10 protein-coding genes are annotated in these 18,980 nt (G+C 72.3%); 5 read left to right on the top strand and 5 right to left on the bottom strand.

Going from position 1 to position 18,980, the window contains the following annotated elements; all coding sequences use genetic code 11:
- The first annotated feature begins 105 nt into the window (after positions 1–105).
- Together ACFQS1_RS00835 and ftsH are read left to right on the top strand one after the other, a co-directional pair.
- Complete coding sequence (locus ACFQS1_RS00835; RefSeq protein ID WP_378963894.1) at positions 106–1,287, top strand: hypothetical protein; 1,182 nt, start codon at positions 106–108, stop codon at positions 1,285–1,287.
- 124 nt (positions 1,288–1,411) lie between these two features.
- Positions 1,412–3,472 (top strand): ATP-dependent zinc metalloprotease FtsH, encoded by a 2,061-nt coding sequence (ftsH, locus tag ACFQS1_RS00830; RefSeq protein WP_378963893.1) that lies wholly within the window; start codon positions 1,412–1,414, stop codon positions 3,470–3,472.
- A gap of 137 nt (positions 3,473–3,609) precedes the next feature.
- Here the strand turns inward: ftsH and ACFQS1_RS00825 are convergent, their stop codons facing one another.
- Genes ACFQS1_RS00825 through ACFQS1_RS00815 form a run of 3 tightly spaced genes read right to left on the bottom strand, consistent with a single transcriptional unit; the run spans position 3,610 to position 11,257 of the window.
- A complete protein-coding gene (locus tag ACFQS1_RS00825) occupies positions 3,610–8,439 on the bottom strand; it encodes a DUF4011 domain-containing protein (protein ID WP_378963892.1) in 4,830 nt (1,609 codons plus the stop codon).
- Positions 8,440–8,487: 48 nt separating this feature from the next.
- Positions 8,488–10,650, bottom strand: a complete 2,163-nt coding sequence (locus ACFQS1_RS00820) for an MMPL family transporter (protein WP_378963891.1) — start codon at positions 10,648–10,650, stop codon at positions 8,488–8,490.
- A 46-nt stretch (positions 10,651–10,696) separates the two neighbouring features.
- Entirely contained in the window at positions 10,697–11,257 is a 561-nt protein-coding gene (locus ACFQS1_RS00815; RefSeq protein ID WP_378963890.1) for a TetR/AcrR family transcriptional regulator, read from the bottom strand.
- A gap of 273 nt (positions 11,258–11,530) precedes the next feature.
- Here ACFQS1_RS00815 and ACFQS1_RS00810 point away from each other — a divergent pair, with 273 nt between their 5' ends.
- Complete coding sequence (locus ACFQS1_RS00810; protein ID WP_378963889.1) at positions 11,531–13,789, top strand: MMPL family transporter; 2,259 nt, start codon at positions 11,531–11,533, stop codon at positions 13,787–13,789.
- Between the two features lie 259 nt (positions 13,790–14,048).
- Here the strand turns inward: ACFQS1_RS00810 and ACFQS1_RS00805 are convergent, their stop codons facing one another.
- Complete coding sequence (locus ACFQS1_RS00805; protein ID WP_378963888.1) at positions 14,049–15,260, bottom strand: YncE family protein; 1,212 nt, start codon at positions 15,258–15,260, stop codon at positions 14,049–14,051.
- 137 nt (positions 15,261–15,397) lie between these two features.
- Between ACFQS1_RS00805 and ACFQS1_RS00800 the strand changes: the two genes are divergently transcribed.
- The gene (locus ACFQS1_RS00800) at positions 15,398–16,549 is read left to right on the top strand and encodes an RsbRD N-terminal domain-containing protein (protein ID WP_378963887.1); all 1,152 of its coding nucleotides are present in this window, start codon (positions 15,398–15,400) and stop codon (positions 16,547–16,549) included.
- Here ACFQS1_RS00800 and ACFQS1_RS00795 read toward each other — a convergent pair.
- Positions 16,526–17,461, bottom strand: a complete 936-nt coding sequence (locus ACFQS1_RS00795; protein WP_378963886.1) for a LysR family transcriptional regulator — start codon at positions 17,459–17,461, stop codon at positions 16,526–16,528. The two genes, ACFQS1_RS00800 and ACFQS1_RS00795, sit on opposite strands and share 24 nt — an antisense overlap.
- Before the next feature lie 93 nt (positions 17,462–17,554).
- On the opposite strand from ACFQS1_RS00795, the gene ACFQS1_RS00790 reads away from it, so the two are divergent.
- Positions 17,555–18,892 (top strand): MFS transporter, encoded by a 1,338-nt coding sequence (locus tag ACFQS1_RS00790; RefSeq protein ID WP_378963885.1) that lies wholly within the window; start codon positions 17,555–17,557, stop codon positions 18,890–18,892.
- Positions 18,893–18,980 lie beyond the last annotated feature (88 nt).

The following is an 18,980-nucleotide window of genomic DNA, read 5'->3' as shown; positions in this document are numbered from 1 at the left end:
ACCAGCGCGGATTAACTCTTCCTTAAGCGTTGATCGTCCATGGGAGCGCTCCCGTAATCCCGGCCGAACGCGAATTTCGGCCCCTCTCGGAGAGCGCAGGTTCAAATGTACTCCAGGTCCCGGTTCTCTCAATCCCGCTCGAACGCGCGCCGCTGGCAGATCGGTGCCGTCGCCGGGGTCGCGGTCGCCGTCGTGGGCGTCGGTCTCGGTGTCGCCTCCGCCGACGAGGCCGTTCCCACGGTCAACTGTCCGGCCGTGTCGATCGGCGTGGCCGTGCCCGCCCAGGCGCAGGCCGAGGTGCAGAGCAACCTCCAGCAGCTGAACACGCAGATCAGCGAGGCCAACAACCGGCTCCGGAACTCGGCCGGCCAGGGCGGCCCCAACTTCGTCCAGAACGCGATCCTCGGCCCGCTCGCGGACAAGCGCTTCGCGGCGATCAACCGGATCGAGACCGCGATCGGCCGCAACGCCGCCAAGCCCGACCTGAACGCCGAGGGCCTCCGAACCTGCACGCTCAACCAGGGCGGCGGCAAGCCGGCCGAGCAGCCGACGACCGTGCCGCCGGCGAACAACGGCGGCGACGCCGCGGGCGGCGGCAACGCGGCGGCCGGCGTTCCCACCGTCAACTGCCCGCAGGTGCGCATCGGCGTGGCCGTGCCCGCCGAGGCCCAGGCCGAGGTGGTGCGCAACCTCGAGCTGCTGAACACGCAGATCGCCGAGGCCAACACCCGCCTGGTCGACACCGTCGGCCAGGGCGGCCCCAACTTCATCCAGAACGCGATCCTCGGCCCGCTGGCCGGCAAGCGCCTCGCGGCGATCAACCGGATCGAGACCGCGATCGGCCGCCGCGCGGCCAAGCCGGATCTGAACGCCGAGGGCCTGTCCAAGTGCTCGCTGAACGCCGACGGCGCCGCCTCCGCCCAGCAGGGCACCGGCGTCGGCGCCGGCGAGGCCGGCCAGAACGGCGGAGCCGGCCCGAACGGCGCCGGCCCGGCCGCGAGCATCAGCTGCCCCGACCTGACCATCAACGTGGCGATCCCGGCCCAGGCCCAGGCCGAGGTGCAGCGCAACCTCGATCTGCTCGGCACCCAGATCGCCGAGGCCAACAAGCGGCTGGCGAGCTCGGCCGGCCAGGGTGGCCCCAACTTCGTCCGCAACGCCATCCTCGGCCCGCTGGCCGACAAGCGCTTCTCGACGATCAAGCGGATCGAGACCGCGATCGGCCGCAACGCCGCCAAGCCCGACCTCGACGCCGAGGGCCTCAAGGGCTGCTCGGTCAGCGGATAAACACCCCGGACCGGGCGCCGGGCGGCCCCTGGTGGTGGGGTCGCCCGGCGTCCGCGACATCCCGGTCAGTCACGCGCGTCACGAGGGCGTTTCCCGGACACACGGAGGCGGTACCTTAGCGCTCATGCCCGCCGATGCGCCGCAACCGCCCGCTCAGCCGCCCCGACCGCACCCCTGGCGGGTCGAGGGCGCCCCGCCCGGCCACGGGCAGGACCCGCAGCCGCCCAGGCAGCGCCCCGCCTGGGTCCGCTTCGGGTGGATGCTGCTGGTGCTGCTCGCGATCAACTGGGTCATCTCCTCGGTGCTGCTGTCGCCGCCGGAGCGCACCTCGGTGTCGTACACGTTCTTCCTCACCCAGGTGCAGGCGGCCAACGTCGCCGAGATCACCTCGACCGGCGACACCATCGAGGGTCAGTTCACCAAGAAGGTGTCCTACACGCCGTCCGGCGAGACCAAGGCCGAGGAGGTCGACCGCTTCACCACCCAGCGGCCCTCGTTCGCCGACGACAACCTGTTCGCTCAGCTGCAGACCAACAAGGTCCCGGTGAACGCGAACCCGCCGGACGCCCCGGCCCCGATCTGGCAGCAGATCCTGGTCGGCTTCGGCCCGACCCTGCTGCTGGTCGGCCTGTTCATCTGGATCAGCCGGCGGGCGGCGGCCGGCCTCGGCGGCGCCGGCGGGGCGCTGGGCGGGTTCGGCCGCTCCCGCGCCAAGCTCTACCAGCCCGAGAGCGGGCCGCGCACGACCTTCGCCGACGTGGCCGGCATCGAGGAGGTCGAGCAGGAGGTCACCGAGATCGTCGACTTCCTCCGCGAGCCCGACAAGTACCGCCGGCTCGGCGCGCAGATCCCGCACGGCGTGCTGCTGTCCGGCCCGCCCGGCACCGGCAAGACCCTGCTGGCCCGGGCGGTGGCCGGCGAGGCCCAGGTGCCGTTCTTCTCGATCGCGGCGTCGGAGTTCATCGAGGCCATCGTCGGCGTTGGCGCCTCCCGCGTCCGTGACCTGTTCGAGCAGGCCAAAAAGGTGGCCCCGTCGATCATCTTCATCGACGAGCTGGACGCGATCGGCCGGGCCCGCGGCGGCGCCCAGTCGTTCGGCGGCAACGACGAGCGCGACCAGACGCTCAACCAGATCCTCACCGAGATGGACGGCTTCAACGGCAGCGAGGGCGTGGTCGTGATCGCCGCGACCAACCGCGCCGAGATCCTCGACCAGGCGCTGCTGCGGCCCGGCCGGTTCGACCGCCGGGTCACGGTGAGCCCGCCCGACCAGAAGGGCCGCCGCGCGATCCTGGCCGTGCACACCCGCGGCGTGCCGATCGCGCCCGGCGTCGACCTCGACTCGCTCGCCTCGACCACCCCCGGCATGGTCGGCGCCGATCTGAAGAACCTGGTGAACGAGGCGGCCCTGCTCGCCGCCCGGCGCGGGCACACCCAGGTGGAGATGGCCGACTTCAGCGACTCCCTCGAGAAGATCACGCTGGGCACGGTCCGCGGCATCATGCTCACTCCCGACGAGCGCGAGCGGACGGCGTTCCACGAGTCCGGGCACGCGCTGCTCGGCATGCTCACGCCCGGCGCCGACCCGGTCCGCAAGATCTCGATCATCCCGCGCGGCCAGGCGCTCGGCGTCACCTTCCAGAGCCCGTCGACCGACCGCTACGGCTACTCGGCGAAATACCTGCGCGGCCGCATCATCGGCGCGCTCGGCGGCCGGGCCGCCGAGGAGGTGGTCTACGGCGACATGACCACCGGCGCCGAGAGCGACCTCGACCAGGTCAGCAACATCGCCCGCCAGATGGTCGGCCGCTGGGGCATGTCCGACGCGATCGGCCCGGTCACCGTGCTGCCGCCGCCCGGGCAGGAGTCGCCGCTCGGCCTCGACGGCGTCGCGCCGGCGACCAAGGAGCTGATCGACGCCGAGGTCCGCAAGATCGTCGAGGAGTGCTACGCCGAGGCCCTGGAGCTGCTGCGCGGCCACCGCGCCCAGCTGAACTCGCTGGCCCAGAAGCTGCTGCAGAGCGAGACCCTGGACGAGGACGACGCGTACGCCGCCGCTGGCGTCGACCGGGCCACGGCGCCCGGCGCGGTCGCCCGCGGCGAGGCTCCCGGCGGCCACCCGGCCCCCGGCATCCCGGCCGTGCCGTCCTACCCCGACACCTCGACGCCGGCGCCCTCGGCCTGACGCTCGCGCTCTTCCGGTCCCGCCCGCCGCGCGCGAGCGGGATTGCTGAGGACGCGCGCTCAGGCGTCGATGCTTCCGGCCGCCCGTCCAGCCGGCCGCCCGTCCAGCCGGCCGCCGGGGGCGGCGGGCGGCCGCGCCTACTGCTCGCCCTCGATGGCGGTGGGCGGCTCGCCGAAGATGCCGGTGGAGGCGGCGGCGCCGAACGGCGAGTCGGTGGCGAACGACCGGCTGACCGGACGGTAGGGCGCGTTCCAGCGCCGCGCGGGCAGGCGGTCGAAGGCGGGGGCCGGGTCGGACAGCGCGCGCTGGATCGCGGCGAGCAGCCGGCCCGCCTCCGCCGCCTGGTCGGTGTACCAGGCCGTGGACCAGACCCGGTGCAGGTGCCAGCCGAGCTCGCGCAGCTCCTGCTCGCGCAGCCGGTCGCGGTCGCGGGCCGAGGGCACCGCGCGGTAACCCGGGCCGTCGAGCTCGATGCCGAGCGCGTACACCTCGTCGGGGTGATCGGGGTGCAGCACGCCGATGTCGATCCAGTGGCCGGCCGCGCCGATGCGGCGGCGGACGGCGAAGTTCCAGCCTCGGATGGTCTCCAGCACCGACTCCTCGAACGCCGACATGTCCGAGGTGTCGGCGGCGTCCTTGCCGAGGGTGGCCGCGTCCCGCTCGGCGTACTCCAGGAAGGCCTTGAGGTGCCGGACGCTCTCGTTGCCCATGTCCTGCACGTCGCCGGCGTGGATCGACGAGACCACCTCGACGCGCTGCCGGGCGCGGGTGATCGCCACGTTGAGCCGCCGCCAGCCGCGCGGGCGGTTGAGCACGCCGAAGTTGGTGCTGATCTTGTCGTGCTCGTCGTAGCCGTAGCCGACGGACAGGATGATCACGTCGCGGACGTCGCCCTGGACGGCCTCGAGGCTCTTGACGAAGAAGCCGTCGAGCCGGTCGTACTCGTCGAGCGGGAGCTCGGGGTGCTCGAGGAGCATGTCCGCCACCGCCGCCGCGATCGCGTCGGCCTGCGCCACCGACAGCGTGACGACGCCGAGCGACTTGCCGGGCCGGTGGGTGGCGTGGTGCCGCACCCGCTCGGCCACGGCGGCGGCCTCGATCGGGTTGTCCGAGGTGGTCAGGCGGCGGTAGACGCCGTCGACGTGGTAGAGCTGCACGCCGTGGTCGGGTTCCCGGGCGTACGCGCGCGGCAGCGAGACCAGGCGGCCCTGGTAGTAGGCCAGGTTCGCGAAAGCGAACAGCGCCTCGTGCCGGCTGCGGTGATGCCAGCCCAGCTCCAGCACCGGGAAGGTCTCGTGGGCGAGGTCGTGGATCGACGCGAAGTCGGTCACGTCGTCCTCGACCCGGTCGTAGAACGAGGTCGGCGGCAGCTGCTGGGCGTCCCCGACGGTGATCAGGGCGTCGCCGCGGTACACGCAGTTGATCGCGTCGGCCGTGGTGACCTGGGACGCCTCGTCGATGATCACGACGTCGAACTCGATCTCCGGCGGGAGCAGCCGGCTCACCGCCAGCGGCGACATCAGCAGGCAGGGCTTGAGCCCCTGCACCGCGTGCCGGGCCTGGGCGATGAGATCGCGGACGGCGAGGTGACCCATCCGCTTGCCGCCCTCCCGCCGGATGAGGGCCGGCTCGCCGGTCGTGGACGCCGAGGGGCGCCGGGACTCGACCGCGTACACGATGTCGGCCAGCGCCGCCGCGTTCAGCTCGTTGTCGAGCAGCTTGAACACCTCGATCAGGTGCACCCGGTCCTCGGCGGCCGGCGGCTCGAGACCGTGGTCGGTGCGCAGGATCTCGTCGGCCCAGCCGCGGTAGAGGGCGCGCTCGAGCACCGGCCAGATGCCCTCGGCCGGGACCTCCCGATCGGCGCAGAACTCCAGCGCCGGGCCCAGGCCGTACCCGAGAATGGTGTCCTTGGCGTCCTGGTGGACGAACCATTCCCGCTGTCCCGCCGCGTCGTGCAGCAGCTCCACCAGCAGATCGCGGGCCGTGTCGTAGTCGCCGAGCTGGGTGGTCAGCTCGGTCCGCCGGGCCGGGTCGAACGCGCCCAGCACCTGCTCGCGGGCGTGCTCCCAGCCGGCCACCGCGGCGCCCAGCCCGTCGCTCGGCTCGGCCTCGGCCAGCGCGTGCGCCTGCTCGGCGGTGAGCTGCCGGTCGTGCCCGGTGTGCAGGCGGCGGGCCTCGGCGGTCCAGGCGACGATCTCGTTCATCAGCTCGTCGTTGGTCTTGGTGCCGCGGTAGATCGAGCCCAGCACCGCGGCGTGCGGGCCGGCGGCGGCCCAGATCGCGGCCTCGGCGTCGACCGCGGCCTGCCGTTGCCGGGCGATCTCGACCGCCTCGGCGACGGTGAGGTCGCCGCGGCCGGCCGGCCCGCCGTACGCCCGCAGCATCTCGGCGGCCGCCCGCAGCGGCGCGATGTGCGCCCGCAGCCAGGTGATCGCGTCCTGGATAGCGCCCTCGCCCAGCTCGGGCCGGGGCGCGCGGGCCGGCGGGTCGCGCAGCGTGGTGCGGAACCGGTCGAACTCGTCCCGGGCCTCGCCGACGATGCGCAGCAGCGCGCTGTTGGGCCGGGGCGCGGTCACGTGCACGACGACCGCGGCGAGCGCGTCCGGCGGTGTCTCCCGGATCACCTCGTCGGCGGTGTGCAGAGCCTCCTGGACGGCGGCGAAGTCGGTGTCCATGCCGTCCCAGTGCCGGCCGAGGATGCCGGCGTGCTCCTCGGCCAGCTCGTCCAGCTCGTCGAGGGCGGCCTTCCACGCCGCCGCGTCCTCGACGTTGGCGATCGCCTCTTCCGGCGTGACCTCGGGCAGGGCCGACTCGATCGCGGTCTTCTTGGCCATCCGGGTGGACCGCAGCAGCTTGCGGGGGCCGCGCCGGCTGGCGAGCCGCTCGGCCATCTCCTCGATCGGCTCCTGCAGCACCCCCTCGTCGAAGTGCCGGCGGGCCCGCTCCTCGGCGGCGTCGACGGCTTCGACCGCCTTGCGCAGCGCCCGCACGGCGGTGTGGGCGGCCGCGATCCCGCCCTCGGCGAACCAGGCCGGCTCCGGCTTGATCTTGCGGGCGATCAGGCCGGCGATCGCGATGACCCGGGCCGAGTCGGGGAAGGTGACCACGTGCGGCAGGCCGAGCCGGGCGGTGACCCGGTCGAGGCTCTCCTGCCGGGCCTCGAGCCGGTCGGCCTCCTCGGCGAACTTGTTGGCCAGGTGCTCGGCCTGCGCGGCGTTGAGCGGCTTGAGGTCGATCGGCTCGGGACGCAGGTGGGTCAGGTCGGGCACGCTGCTCAGGTCGGCGGCGGACGGCAGGTCGGCCCACGGGATGCCGCCGTAACGCAGCGCGGCCAGGTGCCGGGTCAGCTCGGCGGCGGCCTGCTGGACCGGCTGCAGGCTGGACGCGGTCAGCCACTCCTCGACGATCTTGCCGGGCCGGCGGGCCGCGTGCGCGGCGAGGGCGGCGAGCGTGCTCGCCCCGGCCGGCTCGTGCAGGTCGAACGCGTCGGCCAGGCCGGCGTTGGCGAACACCATCTCGGCGAGCTTGCCCAGCGCCGTGAGGGCCTGGTTGAGCGGGATCTCCATCGGCTCGCGCCGGACCGCGTCCCGCCACAGGTAGGTCTCGCTGCGCAGCCGTCCCAGCCGCCCGACCGCCTCCCGGATCTGGTCGAGTCCCTCCGCGGTCAGATCCGCCGGGATCCCCGGCGGCACCGGAGCGGCGGGCACGTGCTGCAGCCGGGCACAGATGCCGATCACCTCGTGCAGGCTTCGACCGAGCGGCTGCCGGATGCAATTCATCGCTTCCGCGTACGCCGAGAGCCGTTCCCGCCGTTCGCGCACCGCGCGCCGGTCGATCGGGTCCATGGTGGCGAGCGGAGCCGGATCGGTATCCAGGGCCTCGGCCAGCGCCGCCGCCACCTCGGGCCGGCCGATCCGGTCGCTGTGCAGCGGTAGCAGGTAGTTCCCGAGCCCGGCGTCGCCGAGCCGCCGGTGCACGGTCTCGAGCGCCGCGGCCTTCTCCGAGACGACCAGCACCCGCTTGCCGGCGTGCAGCAGGCAGCCGACCATGTTCGCGATCGTCTGGGACTTGCCGGTGCCGGGCGGGCCGTCGAGCACGAAGCTGCGCCCGGCCACCGCGGCGGCGACCGCGGCCCGCTGGGTGGCGTCCGCGTCGAGCAGCAGCGGGACGTCCTCGGCCGGCGCGATCTCGTCGATCCGGGCCGGGTCGGGCGGGTCGAAGGCGAACTCGCCGGCCGCGTCCCGGGTGGCCAGGGCCCGCACCAGCGGGTGCTCGACGATGTGCGGCTCGTTCTCCAGCAGGTCCGCGTGTATCGACTCGCGGTGCACGGCGACGCCGGTCAGCACCATGGTCTCGTCGGCGTACCAGCCGGGCTGCTCGCCGATCGCCACGTCGATGTGGGCCCAGAGCACGGTCACGTCGAGGTCGGCGAGCGCGCCCACCTCGGGCAGCTCGATGCCGAGCGGGCTCATCCGCAACGCCAGGGCCGGGTTGACGATCGGGTCCTCGTGGCGGGCGCGCAACACCGGGCCGGCCGGGTCGATCTCGACCGGGACGAGCAGGATCGGGCTCTGGTACGGGGTGTCGCGGTCGTCGGTCCAGTGCATCATCCCGATCGCCAGGTACAGCGAGCTCACCCCGCGGTCGAGCATCTCCTGCCGGGACCGGCGGTAGAAGCGGTGCAGCAGAGCGCCGAGCTCCTCCTCGGGCAGCTCGGTGCGCAGGATTGGCCCGTTCGCCGTTTCGTCGCCCGGGAAACCGAGGACGCCGTCCTCCCGCAGCACCTTGAGCAGCGACTTCGGCGACGGACCGGTGATCAGGACGGCGTCGGACGGGGTGCGGCCGAAGTTCAGCAGCCGGTTGGCGTCGGTCAGGTCGACCAGGCCCGCGCGCCACGTTTCGAGCGCGGCCCTGACCTCGCCGTCGGGTTGCCCGCTCAGGTCCGCTGCATGATCCGGCCGCATGCGTCAATTGCAGCAAGTCGGACGGCCGTTATGTGGCGATATTGGGGATTAGGGGACCGGGACCCGCTGGGGCGGCGCCTCCCGTTCCAGCGCGGCGCCCTCGACGTCGAGCGCCGGCAGCCGCCGCAGCCAGCGCGGCAGCCACCAGGCCGCCCGGCCCATCAGCGCGATCGCCGCCGGGATGGCCACCATGCGGACCACCAGGGCGTCGAAGAGGATGCCGATGGCGAGCGCGAACGCGATCGGCTTGATCGTATCGTTGCCCTGCGGCACGAAGCCGGCGAACACCGAGAACATGATCGTGGCGGCCGCGACGACCACCGGGGCGGCCTGCCGGAAACCGGTGACCACGGCGTCGCGCGGGGTCGCGCCGTGGGCGTGCGCCTCGTGCATCCGCGACACCAGGAACACCATGTAGTCCATGGCCAGGCCGAACAGGATGCCGACGATGATGATCGGCGACAGGCTCAGCAGCGGCCCGGTGACCTTGGCGTTGACCACTTCTTGCAGCCAGCCCCACTGGAAGACCGCGACGGTGGCGCCGAACGCCGCGCCGATCGTCAGCAGGAAGCCCAGCACGCCGGCCACCGGCACCAGGATCGAGCGGAACACCAGCACCAGCAGCACGAACGCCAGGCCGACGACGAGCGCCAGGTAGATCGGCAGGGCGTCGCCGAGTTTCTGCGACACGTCGATGCTGATCGCGGTCTGGCCGGTGACATAGACCTTGGCCTGCGGGCCGTCGGAGACCTTTTCGCGTACGGCGTGCACGAGGCCGACGGTGTCCGGGGAGTCCGGTCCGCTCGCCGGGATCACGGTGATCAGGGCCGCGTTGCCGCTCGGGCCGGGCCGGGGCGGGGTGGCCACCGCCACGCCGGGCAGGGTGCTGATCCGCTCGCGTACGGTCGCCGCGTAGGAAGCGGAACCGGGCCCGTCCACCAGGACCAGCAGCGGCCCGGCGAAGCCCGGGCCGAACCGCTCGGAGATGATCGCGTCGGCCCTGGCCTGGGTGCTGCCGGGGACCTCCGGCTGGATCAGCGACGTCTGCATCCGGGTGACCGGGATGGCGATGACGCCGAGGGCGGCGACCGCGACGATCAGGCTGGCCCAGCGGCGCTTGGTGACCAGGTGGGCCCAGCCCTTGAAGAAGCCGCGGCCGTGCGGTTCGGCGGCGGTCGCCGTGCCGCGCTGCTTGCGGGGCAGCGCCCGGAGCCCGATGATGCCGAGCACCGCGGGCACCAGGGTGATCGCGACCAGCACGGCGATGACGATGGTTGCGGCCGCGGCCAGGCCCATCTCGGTGAGGAACGGGATGCCGGCCACGCTCAGGCCGGCCAGCGCGATCACGACGGTGAGGCCGGCGGTCACCACGGCGGACCCGGCGGTGCCGACCGCCATCGCGGCCGCCTGCGGGACCGGCAGGCCGCGCAGCAACTCCTGCCGGAAGCGGGTGAAGATGAACAGCGCGTAGTCGATGCCGACCGCGAGGCCCAGCATCACCGCCAGGATCGAGGTGGTCGACTGCAGCTCGACGAAGCCCGAGAGCGTGACGATGCCGAGCGCGCCGATGCCGACGCCGACGACGGCGGTCAGCAGGTTCATCCCGGCGGCCACCAGCGAGCGGTAGGTCAGCGCCAGCACCAGCAGCGCGACCACGACGCCGAGGCCCTCGGCCGGGCCGCCCACGTCGGCGCCCGACTCCTTCGAGGCCTCGCCGCGCACCTCGGCGGTCAGACCGCCGGCCCGGGCCTGGGCGACCGCGCCGAGCAGCGCCTCCCGTTGCTCGGCGGTGATCTCCGAGGCCTGCACGCCGTAGCTGACCGTGCTGTACGCCGTGCTCTGGTCGCGCGAGACCACCGGCGACTTCGGGTCGAGCGGGTCGGTGACGGCGACCGCGCCGGGCAGCTTCGCCAGCCGGCCGACCAGCGTGCCGACCTGGCCGGCGGGGGCCGGGTCGGTGATCTTGGCGCCGTCCGGGGCGACCATGACGACCTGGGCGGTGGCGCCGGCCGAGGCGTCGCCGAAGCGCTGCTTGAGCAGGTCGAGCGCGATGGTCGACTCCTGCCCGGGGATCGAGAAGGTGTTCACGGTCGTCCCGGACAGAGTGGCCGCGCCGACGCCGGCCGCGATCAGCGCCACCAGCCAGACGACGGTGACCATGATCCTGTGACGGACGGCTGCCAGGCCGAGCCGGTGCAGCAGCGATGCCATGCGAGATCCTCTTCCGGTCGTCCGGTCTCCCGGCCGTCTTCTGATGTCAGCGGGCGTGGCCGAGCGCGTCGTAGCCGACCTCGGCGATGTCGTCGAGGGCGGCCGGGGTGAGCTTGTCGTGCAGGGCGACCGCGGTGACGGCGAGAGCGCCGAGGGCGCCGACGATCCGCAGCATCCGGGGCAGGTCGGTCTCGGCGACGCACTCCGGGTCGGCGACGCCGAACGCCGTGAAGACGACCGCGCCGACCTGCTGCAGCATGGCGCTCTCGGGGGCGCTCATCAGGCCGCTGAGCAGCAGCGCGACGGCGCCCGGCCGCTGGATCGCGAGCTCGGCCACACCGGTGATCACCACGCGGTCGCGCTCGGGACCGACCGGCAGGCCGTCGGCCTCGGCGGCGATCGCCCGCATCTCGGCGATCGCCCGCTCGATCACCGCCTCCTGCAGCGCCTCCTTGGTGGGGAAGCGGTGCAGCAGGCCGGTCTTGGAGTAGCCCACGGCGTCGGCGACCCGCTGGATCGAGGTCTCTTTGAACCCGTGCCGGGCGAACAGCGTCGCCGCGGTCTCGAGGATCTCGTCCTCGATCTCCTGCTTGGTCGGGCGCGGCATGCGGACCAGGCTAGTCGGTTGCGGACCGATCTGGTCGGGAACCGACCGTGGTGGTCCTCACATGCTTTTCGGGGAAAGCCCCTGACTTCTTCTCGGGGTCAGGAGTCTTTGCGTGGCGTTGTGCCCGTTTTGTGAGCGAGCACTGTCGCCGTCCGGACACTGCCCGGGATCCGGGTGCGACCGGGGTTCAGCCCGGATGTTCCCAGCTCCCGCCCTGTCTAACTTCAGCTGCGACACAGAAATCCGATTTTCGACGGGCAGGGGGACCCCATCATGGGGAAGCGGCCGGTGACGGTACGCATGGCGCGGTGGAGCGCCGAGCACCCGTGGCGCGCGATCGCGCTCTGGGTGGTTTTCGTGGCGGTGTGCTTCGTGGGGGGCAACGCCGCCGGCACGGTGGAGGCGACGGCGCAGGACGACGCGATCGGCGAGGCCGGCCAGGCTTACGTCATGATCGAGGACGGCAAGTTCGCGGAGGAGCCGGCCGTGGACAACGTCCTGATCACCGCGCCGTCCGGCAAGCTCTCCATGGAGCGGGCCACCACCGCCGCCAAGGACGCGGCGAAGGCATTGGGCACGGTCACGGGCGTGGCTTCGGTGGGCGAGCCGATCCCGGCCCGGGACGGCTCGGCGCTGCTGGTGCCGATCACCATGGCCGGCGACCCGGACACCGCCTCCGACCGGGTCGAGCCGCTGCGCGCGGCCACCGCGTCGGTGCAGGCGGCCCATCCGGACCTGCGCATCGAGGAGGTCGGCGGCCCGTCGATCGGCAAGGCGCTCGACGACACCCTCGGCAAGGACTTCCAGAAGGCCGAGATCCTCAGCCTCCCGGTCACCCTGGCCATCCTGATCATCGCGTTCGGCGCGCTCATCGCGGCCGGCATCCCGGTGCTGCTCGCGCTCACCTCGGTGGCCGCCGCCATGGGGCTCTCGACGCTCGCCTCGCACCTGGTGCCGATGGGCGACGCCACCTCCAGCGTGATCCTGCTGATCGGCATGGCGGTCGGCGTGGACTACTCGCTGTTCTACGTGCGGCGCGAACGCGAGGAACGCGCCCGCGGCAAGGGCCACGTGGACGCGGTGGAGATCGCCGCCGAGACCTCCGGGCACGCGGTCGTCGTCTCCGGCACCGCCGTGATCATCGCGATGGCCGGGCTGTTCCTCGCCGGCGACTCGACGTTCTCGTCGCTGGCGACCGGCTCGATCCTGGTCGTCGCGGTCGCCGTGATCGGCTCGCTGACCGTGCTGCCGGCGATCCTGGCCAAGCTCGGCCGCTGGGTGGACCGGCCGCGCGTGCCGCTGCTGTGGCGCCTGACCGCACGCCGCTCCGGCGAGCCCGGCCGGGTCTGGCGCAAGATCCTGGCGCCGGCGCTGAAGAAGCCGGCCGTGACCCTGGTGGTCAGCGTCCTGGCGCTGCTCGCCCTGGCCGGGCCCGCCATCGGCATGAAGCTCCGGTTCCCGGGGATCGAGGACCTGCCCCGCACCACGCCGGCCATGCAGGCCTACGACCGGCTCACCGCCGCGTACCCGAGCAACGGCACCAACCACATCGTGGCCGTCACCGCCCCGGCGACCTCGGCCGACGCTGTCAAGGCGGCGCTCGCGTCGCTGGCCCGCGGCACCGAGGGCAACCGGCTGTTCGCGCCTTTGGAGGCCACCGGGCCGGACATCGACCAGTCCGCGTCGAAGACGGTGACCGTGCTCAACCTGGCGACTCCCTTCGCGACCCGCAGCGACGAGGCCACCGACTCGCTGCACGAGCTGCGGCAGACGTTGGTGCCGGCCGCGCTGGACGGCATCCCCGGCGTGAAGTACGCGGTTGCCGGCGGGGTCGCGGAGAACGAGGACTACGCCGCGCACATCTGGAAGACGCTGCCGATCGTGGCCGGTTTCGTCCTGGTGCTGACGTTCCTGGTGATGGCGTGGACGTTCCGGTCGGTGGTGGTGGCGCTGACCTCCATCGGGCTCAACCTGCTGTCGGCGGCGGCCGCCTACGGGCTGCTGGTGCTGGTCTTCCAGAACACGTGGGCGGAAGGGCTGCTCGGCTTCACGTCGACCGGCGCGATCGTCACCTGGCTGCCGCTGTTCCTGTTCGTCGTGCTGTTCGGCCTGTCGATGGACTACCACGTCTTCGTGGTCAGCCGGATCCGCGAGGCGGTCGGGCGCGGCGTGCCCACCCGCGAGGCGGTCGCCGACGGCATCGTGGGGTCGGCCGGCGTGGTGTCCAGCGCCGCCATCGTGATGGTCGCGGTGTTCTCGATCTTCGCGACGCTCAGCACGATCGACATGAAGCAGTTGGGCATCGGCCTGGCCGCGGCGATCCTGCTGGACGCGACGATCATCCGGGCCGTTGTGCTGCCGTCGCTGATGACGCTGCTGGGGGCGGCCAACTGGTGGGCGCCGCGGTTCATGCGGCCGCGGGGGCGGCACGCTCTCCACGGATCGTCGCCGTCGCCCGCGCCGTCGCCGTCGTCTTCGCCCGCGCCGTCACCGTCGTCTTCGCCCGCGACTGAGCTGGCCGGGACGCGCTGACTTTCTGGACGCGCTGACTTTCCGGACGCGCTGACTTTCCGGACGCGCTGACTTTTCCGTACGCCGGTGGGCCGCTCTGCGCGGCCCACCGGCCGTTCCGGGTCTCTCGCCGGGCTTTCGTGGCGCGTCCTCCCTTGTGGCGCGTCTTCCCTTGTGGCGCGTCCTCCCTTGTGGCGCGCGTCTCTTGCCTGTGCTTTCTCTGGCGTGGCGTGTTTTCTCTCGCCTTTTCTCTCGCCCGGCGCGCGTTGTGCGCCTTCCGCTATGGCGCGGTCCAGCCGGTGGGGATGTGGCCGATCCGGACCCGCTGCGGGTGGTCACCCACCGCCACCGTGGCAACTTTCTGCCCGGTGGCGAAACTGATCGCGGAAACCCGGTCGGCGCCCGACTCGGAGATCACGCAGTTCTGGCCGTCACCGCTCACCGTCGCCCAGTACGGCTTGCTCGCGGTCACCAGCGGGCCGGGGTTCAGCGTCGCCCGGTCGACCACGGTCACGTAGTCGTCCATCGTCCCGGCGACGCAAAGTTTCGTGCCGTCGGGGCTCATCGACAGGCCGTGGTGCCGGGAGTCGTTCACCCAGGTCGTACGGTCCGGGTTGGTGGCCGGGTTGCGCGGCAGCTCCGTCACCCGGGTGATCTTGTCGGTGGCCACGTCGTACTCGACGAGCCCCGCGAAGAACGAAACCTGGAAGTAAAGTTTCGACTCGTCCGGCGTGAGCACCGCCGGACGGACCGCGTCGGACAGGTCCGAGCGGCCGGCGGCGTTCAGGCGGGGCCGCATGTCGATGGTCTTGACCACCCGATAGGTGTTCGCGTCGGCGATCGTGATGTGCCGGTCGCCTTTGGTCCAGTCCAGCGCGGGGTCGTCGAGCGAGGTGTTGACCTCGCCGATCGACATGTTCCACAGGTATCGGCCGTCGCGCGTGAAGATGTTCTCGTGCGGCTTGTCGCCGGCCGTGAACGAGCCCAGCTGCCGGCCGGTGACGATGTCCAGCACGTGCACGGTGTTCGAGGTGGACGCCGACACGGCAACTTTCGTGCCGTCCGGCGAAACCGCCATGTGGTCGGCCCGGTAGCCGGACACCGCGAAGCGCCAGCGGATCTTGCCGGTGGCGAGGTCGATCGAGACCACGTCGGCGAAGCTCGGCCGCGACGCGACCAGCGCGTCGCCGGCCGGCGTGGTGTACATGTCGTCGACCAGTTGGTCGTGACCTTCGCCCGGTCCCTGCTGGATGCCGAGGTAGTAGACCAGCTTGATCGGGTTGAGGTAGATCTCGAGCAGCCGCTGGGTCTTGTCGGGCACCACGTTTATCCGCCCGATCTTGGCGAAGTCGCCGCGGGAGTGGATGACGTCGACCGTCCCCTCCCAGTTGTTGCCGACGAACATGACCTCCTGCAGGTCCGTCGGTGCCTTGGCCGCCGTCAGCGGGACGACGGCCAGCAGCATGCAGAGAACGCTCCGAATTCGTCCCATGTGTACGGTTCCCTTACCCGGGTAGAGGCTGTTACTTTTCGGTAACACCATGGGAACAAGCCAACGATCGAAGTCGATAGAGGGCGACCCCCAATGCCGCTGCGCCTGTTTGTCACCGGCCGACAACCGGACCGCCCATGCTGACCGGCACCGTCGCCGCCCTCGTCCAGGACATGTCGCAGGACGAGCAGCTGGTCGACGACGTGGTCGCGTCGGCGCGGGCGCAGTTCCCCGAGGTGGCCCGGCTGCCCTGGGCGGAAAGCCGCCGGCACGTGGCGGCACTGCTCGCGGCCGGGTTCGCCGCTTTCTCGCGGGCCGCCGCCGAGGGCGACTTCGCGTCGGATCTCGACTTCAGCGAGGCCCGGCGGTTCGGCGAGGAGCGGGCCGCCCTCGGGGTGCCGGTGGCCGGGCTGATGGCCGGGGTGCACGGCGGCCGGTCGCGGCTGCTGGAGATCGCGATCAACCGGGGCCGGGAGTCGGGGATCCCGTACGACGAGTTGCTCCAGGCCCTGCTCCAGCTCGACCGCTACGGCACCGAGCTCGAGCGGCACGTCATCGACGGGTATCGGGCGGCCGAGCGGCAGCTGAACCGGGACGACCGCACGGCGCGGATCCGGGTGCTCCGGCGGCTGTTGCTGGACGACGACGGCGCGCCCGCCGCCCCCGAGGAGGATCCCGCAAGGTTCGGGCTGCACCCGAGCGGGACGTATCACTGCGTGATCTCCGATGTGGCCGACCCGGCCCGCGTGCGCGCCCTCGAGGAGGCGTTCAGCCGGTGCGGGGGAGCGCTGGCGCCGGTGGGCGGACGGCTGAGCGGGCTGACCCCGCGGGTGCCCGCCGGGCGGGCGCTGGATCCGGCCGTACTGGTGGTGACCACCCCGCCGGTGACGCTCGACCAGGCGCGCAACGCGTACCGGCTGTGCCGGACGGCGCTGCACGCGGCGCGGGCCGCGGAGTCGACCGGCATCTGCGACGTCGTGCAGCTGGCCGGGCAGACGGCGCTCGCGGCCCAGCCCATGCTGGCGACGTTCCTGAGCAGCGATCTGCTGGGTGCGCTGTCACCGGCGGACGACTTCCACCGCGAGCTGGCGGCCACGGCCCTGGCGTATCTCGACCACGGGCAGCGGCTCGATCTCACCGCGGGCGCCCTGCACCTGCATCCCAACACCGTGCGGTACCGGCTGCGCCGGCTTCAGGACCTGACCGGTTTCGGCACGCCCGCCGAAGGTTTGCCGGTGCTCGAGACCGTGCGGTGGTGGTGGGCGCTACAGGCCTGGTCGCGCTCCTGACCACGCCGGCGTCCAGATGCCCGCCGCCCGAAGCGGCTTTCGGGTTTCCAGGAACTCACGAAGCTTTCGCAGCGCGGGATGAGAATTGCCGGCCCGCCAGAGGATCGACATCGGATACACCGGCGACGGGTTGCGGACCGGGATGAGCCGCAGGCCATAGCTGTCCGGCCACAGGTAACGCGAGCTCGCGCCCTTCAGGGTGCCCAGGTCGGCGGAGTCGGCGATCTCGGCGAGCAGCGCCTCGTAGCCGAAGACCGGGCCGAGTACGTCGATGGTGAGCCCGAACGCCGCCGACAGCTCCTCGTAGTAGGCGGCCCACTCGGTGCCGGCGGCCATGCCGGGCATCCAGATCCGCAGCCCCGCGAGCCCGCGCGGCGTGATCTCCCGGGCGCCGGCGAGCGGGTGGCGCGGCCCCACGAGCAGCTCGTGCGGCTCGTCGATCACGTGCGCTGCCCTGATCGACGCGGGCGTCGGCATCGGGACGGCGTGGAACGTCGCGTCGATCGTGCCGGCCTCGACCGCCGCGATCGCGCCGTGCACATCGGCGGTGAGCGTTATGACGTCGAGTTCGACCTCCGGGTGCGCCCGGTAGAACTCCTGCAGCAGCACCGCCGGCGCGATCCGCCGGCTGTGCACGTCGACCCGCAGCGGCCGCCGGCCCTTGCGCACCGACGCGTCGGCCCGGTCCGCGACCCGCAACAACTCCCGGGCGTGCGGCAGGAACGCCTGACCGTCGATCGTCGGCCGGGCGCCGCGCGGCGTGCGGGTGAACAGCAGCACCTCGAGCTCCCGCTCCAGCGCCGCGATGCGCTTGGAAACGGCCTGCTGGGTGATGCCCAGGGTCACGGCTGCCTCCTGGAATTGCCCCGCTTCCGCCACCGCCACGAATGTGCGCACCGCCTCCAGATCCACGCCCGGCACCGTACCCGCACAACTTTCGGTTGTGACGCGCCGCCCGCTTCGTTGTTTGATCCATTCGCCGTCCGAGCGCTTTGATGTCGCGCCATGGGGCGACAGTTTCGTTGGTTGTGGGCGGCCTACGCGGTCAGCGCGTACGGCTCGGGTCTCGGTTTCGGCGCTCTGCCGCTGATCGCCGTCCTCGTCCTGCACGCCTCGCCCGCGCAAGTTTCCGCGCTGTCCGCGGTGGGCCCCGCGGTCGGCGCCCTGATCGCCCTGCCGCTGGGCCCGTGGGTCGAGTTCCGCCGCAAGCGCCCGGTGATGATCGCGATGGATCTCGTGCGCTTCGCGGCCATCATTTCCCTTCCTTTCGCGTACGCGTCGGGCATGCTCACCTTCGCGCAGCTCCTGGCGGTCTCCGCCACGACGGCGGCCGCGAAGATCGCCTTCAACGCCGCGAGCGGTTCTTTCCTGAAGTCGCTCGTGCCGGCCGGCAAGTTGCTGACCGCCAACGCCCGCTTCGAGTCGACGCAGTGGAGCTCGATCGCCGTCGGTCCGCCGCTGGGCGGCGCCGCGATCGGCCTGTTCGGCCCGGTGACCACGGTCGTGGCGGACGCGCTGAGCTACTTGCTGTCGGCGTTGGGCATCCTCGCGATCGGCGGCCGTGAGGATCGGCCGCTGCGCCCGTCCCGCCTGCCCGGCGCGCACTCCTCGGACTCGCCGGGGTCGCGCTCGTCGGGCGGCTCTCCGCTTTCGTCCCGTTCGCGTTCGTCGGGCGGCCATCCGGTTTCGTCCCGCTCGCCGGAAACACATCCGCTGCTCGACGGGTGGCGGCACATCCTCGGGCACCCCGGCCTGCGGGCCCTGTTCGCCAACCAGCTCGCCGTCGGCGGCCTGATCATGGCCACGGAGCCGCTGCTGGCCGTACTCATGCTCCGCGACCTTGATTTCCCACCCTGGCAGTACGGCCTGGCCTTCGCCGCGCCCTGCCTGGGCGGCTTGATCGGCTCCCGCCTGGCCCGCCGCGTCGTGGCCCGCCACGGCCGGCGCCGCGTCATCCGCGTGGTCGGCACCCTGCGGGCGATCTGGCTGATCGGCCTGGTTCTCGTCCGCCCCGGGGTGGCCGGCCTCCTCACCGTCATCGCCGTCGAGCTCGCCATCATCATCAGCATGAGCCTGTACAGCCCGGTCCTGGCCACCTACCGCCTCCAGCAGACCCCGCAGGACCGGGTCGCCCGGACGCTCACCGCCTGGTCCATCGCCAGCAGCGCCTCGATCGCGGTGTGCACTGCCCTGGCCGGCCTGCTCGCCGACGCCACCAGCCCTCGCACGGCGATCGGCGTTGCCGGGCTGTTGATTCTGGCCAGCCCGCTGCTGCTGCCCGGCCGCCGGGCCTTACGCGACGATCAGGATGTTGATTCTTGCCCGGCCACTGTTGCCGCCTAGCCGCAGCGACCGGAGTCGTTGTCGCACACCGCCGACGGTGGCTGCCTTCAGCGCGGGCGGTTCGATGGTCGCTGTAGGCGTGGAGCCG

This window comes from Paractinoplanes rhizophilus, from assembly GCF_042664765.1.
In the GTDB taxonomy this organism is placed as follows: domain Bacteria; phylum Actinomycetota; class Actinomycetes; order Mycobacteriales; family Micromonosporaceae; genus Actinoplanes; species Actinoplanes rhizophilus.
This window is presented reverse-complemented; position numbering and strand designations above follow the sequence as displayed.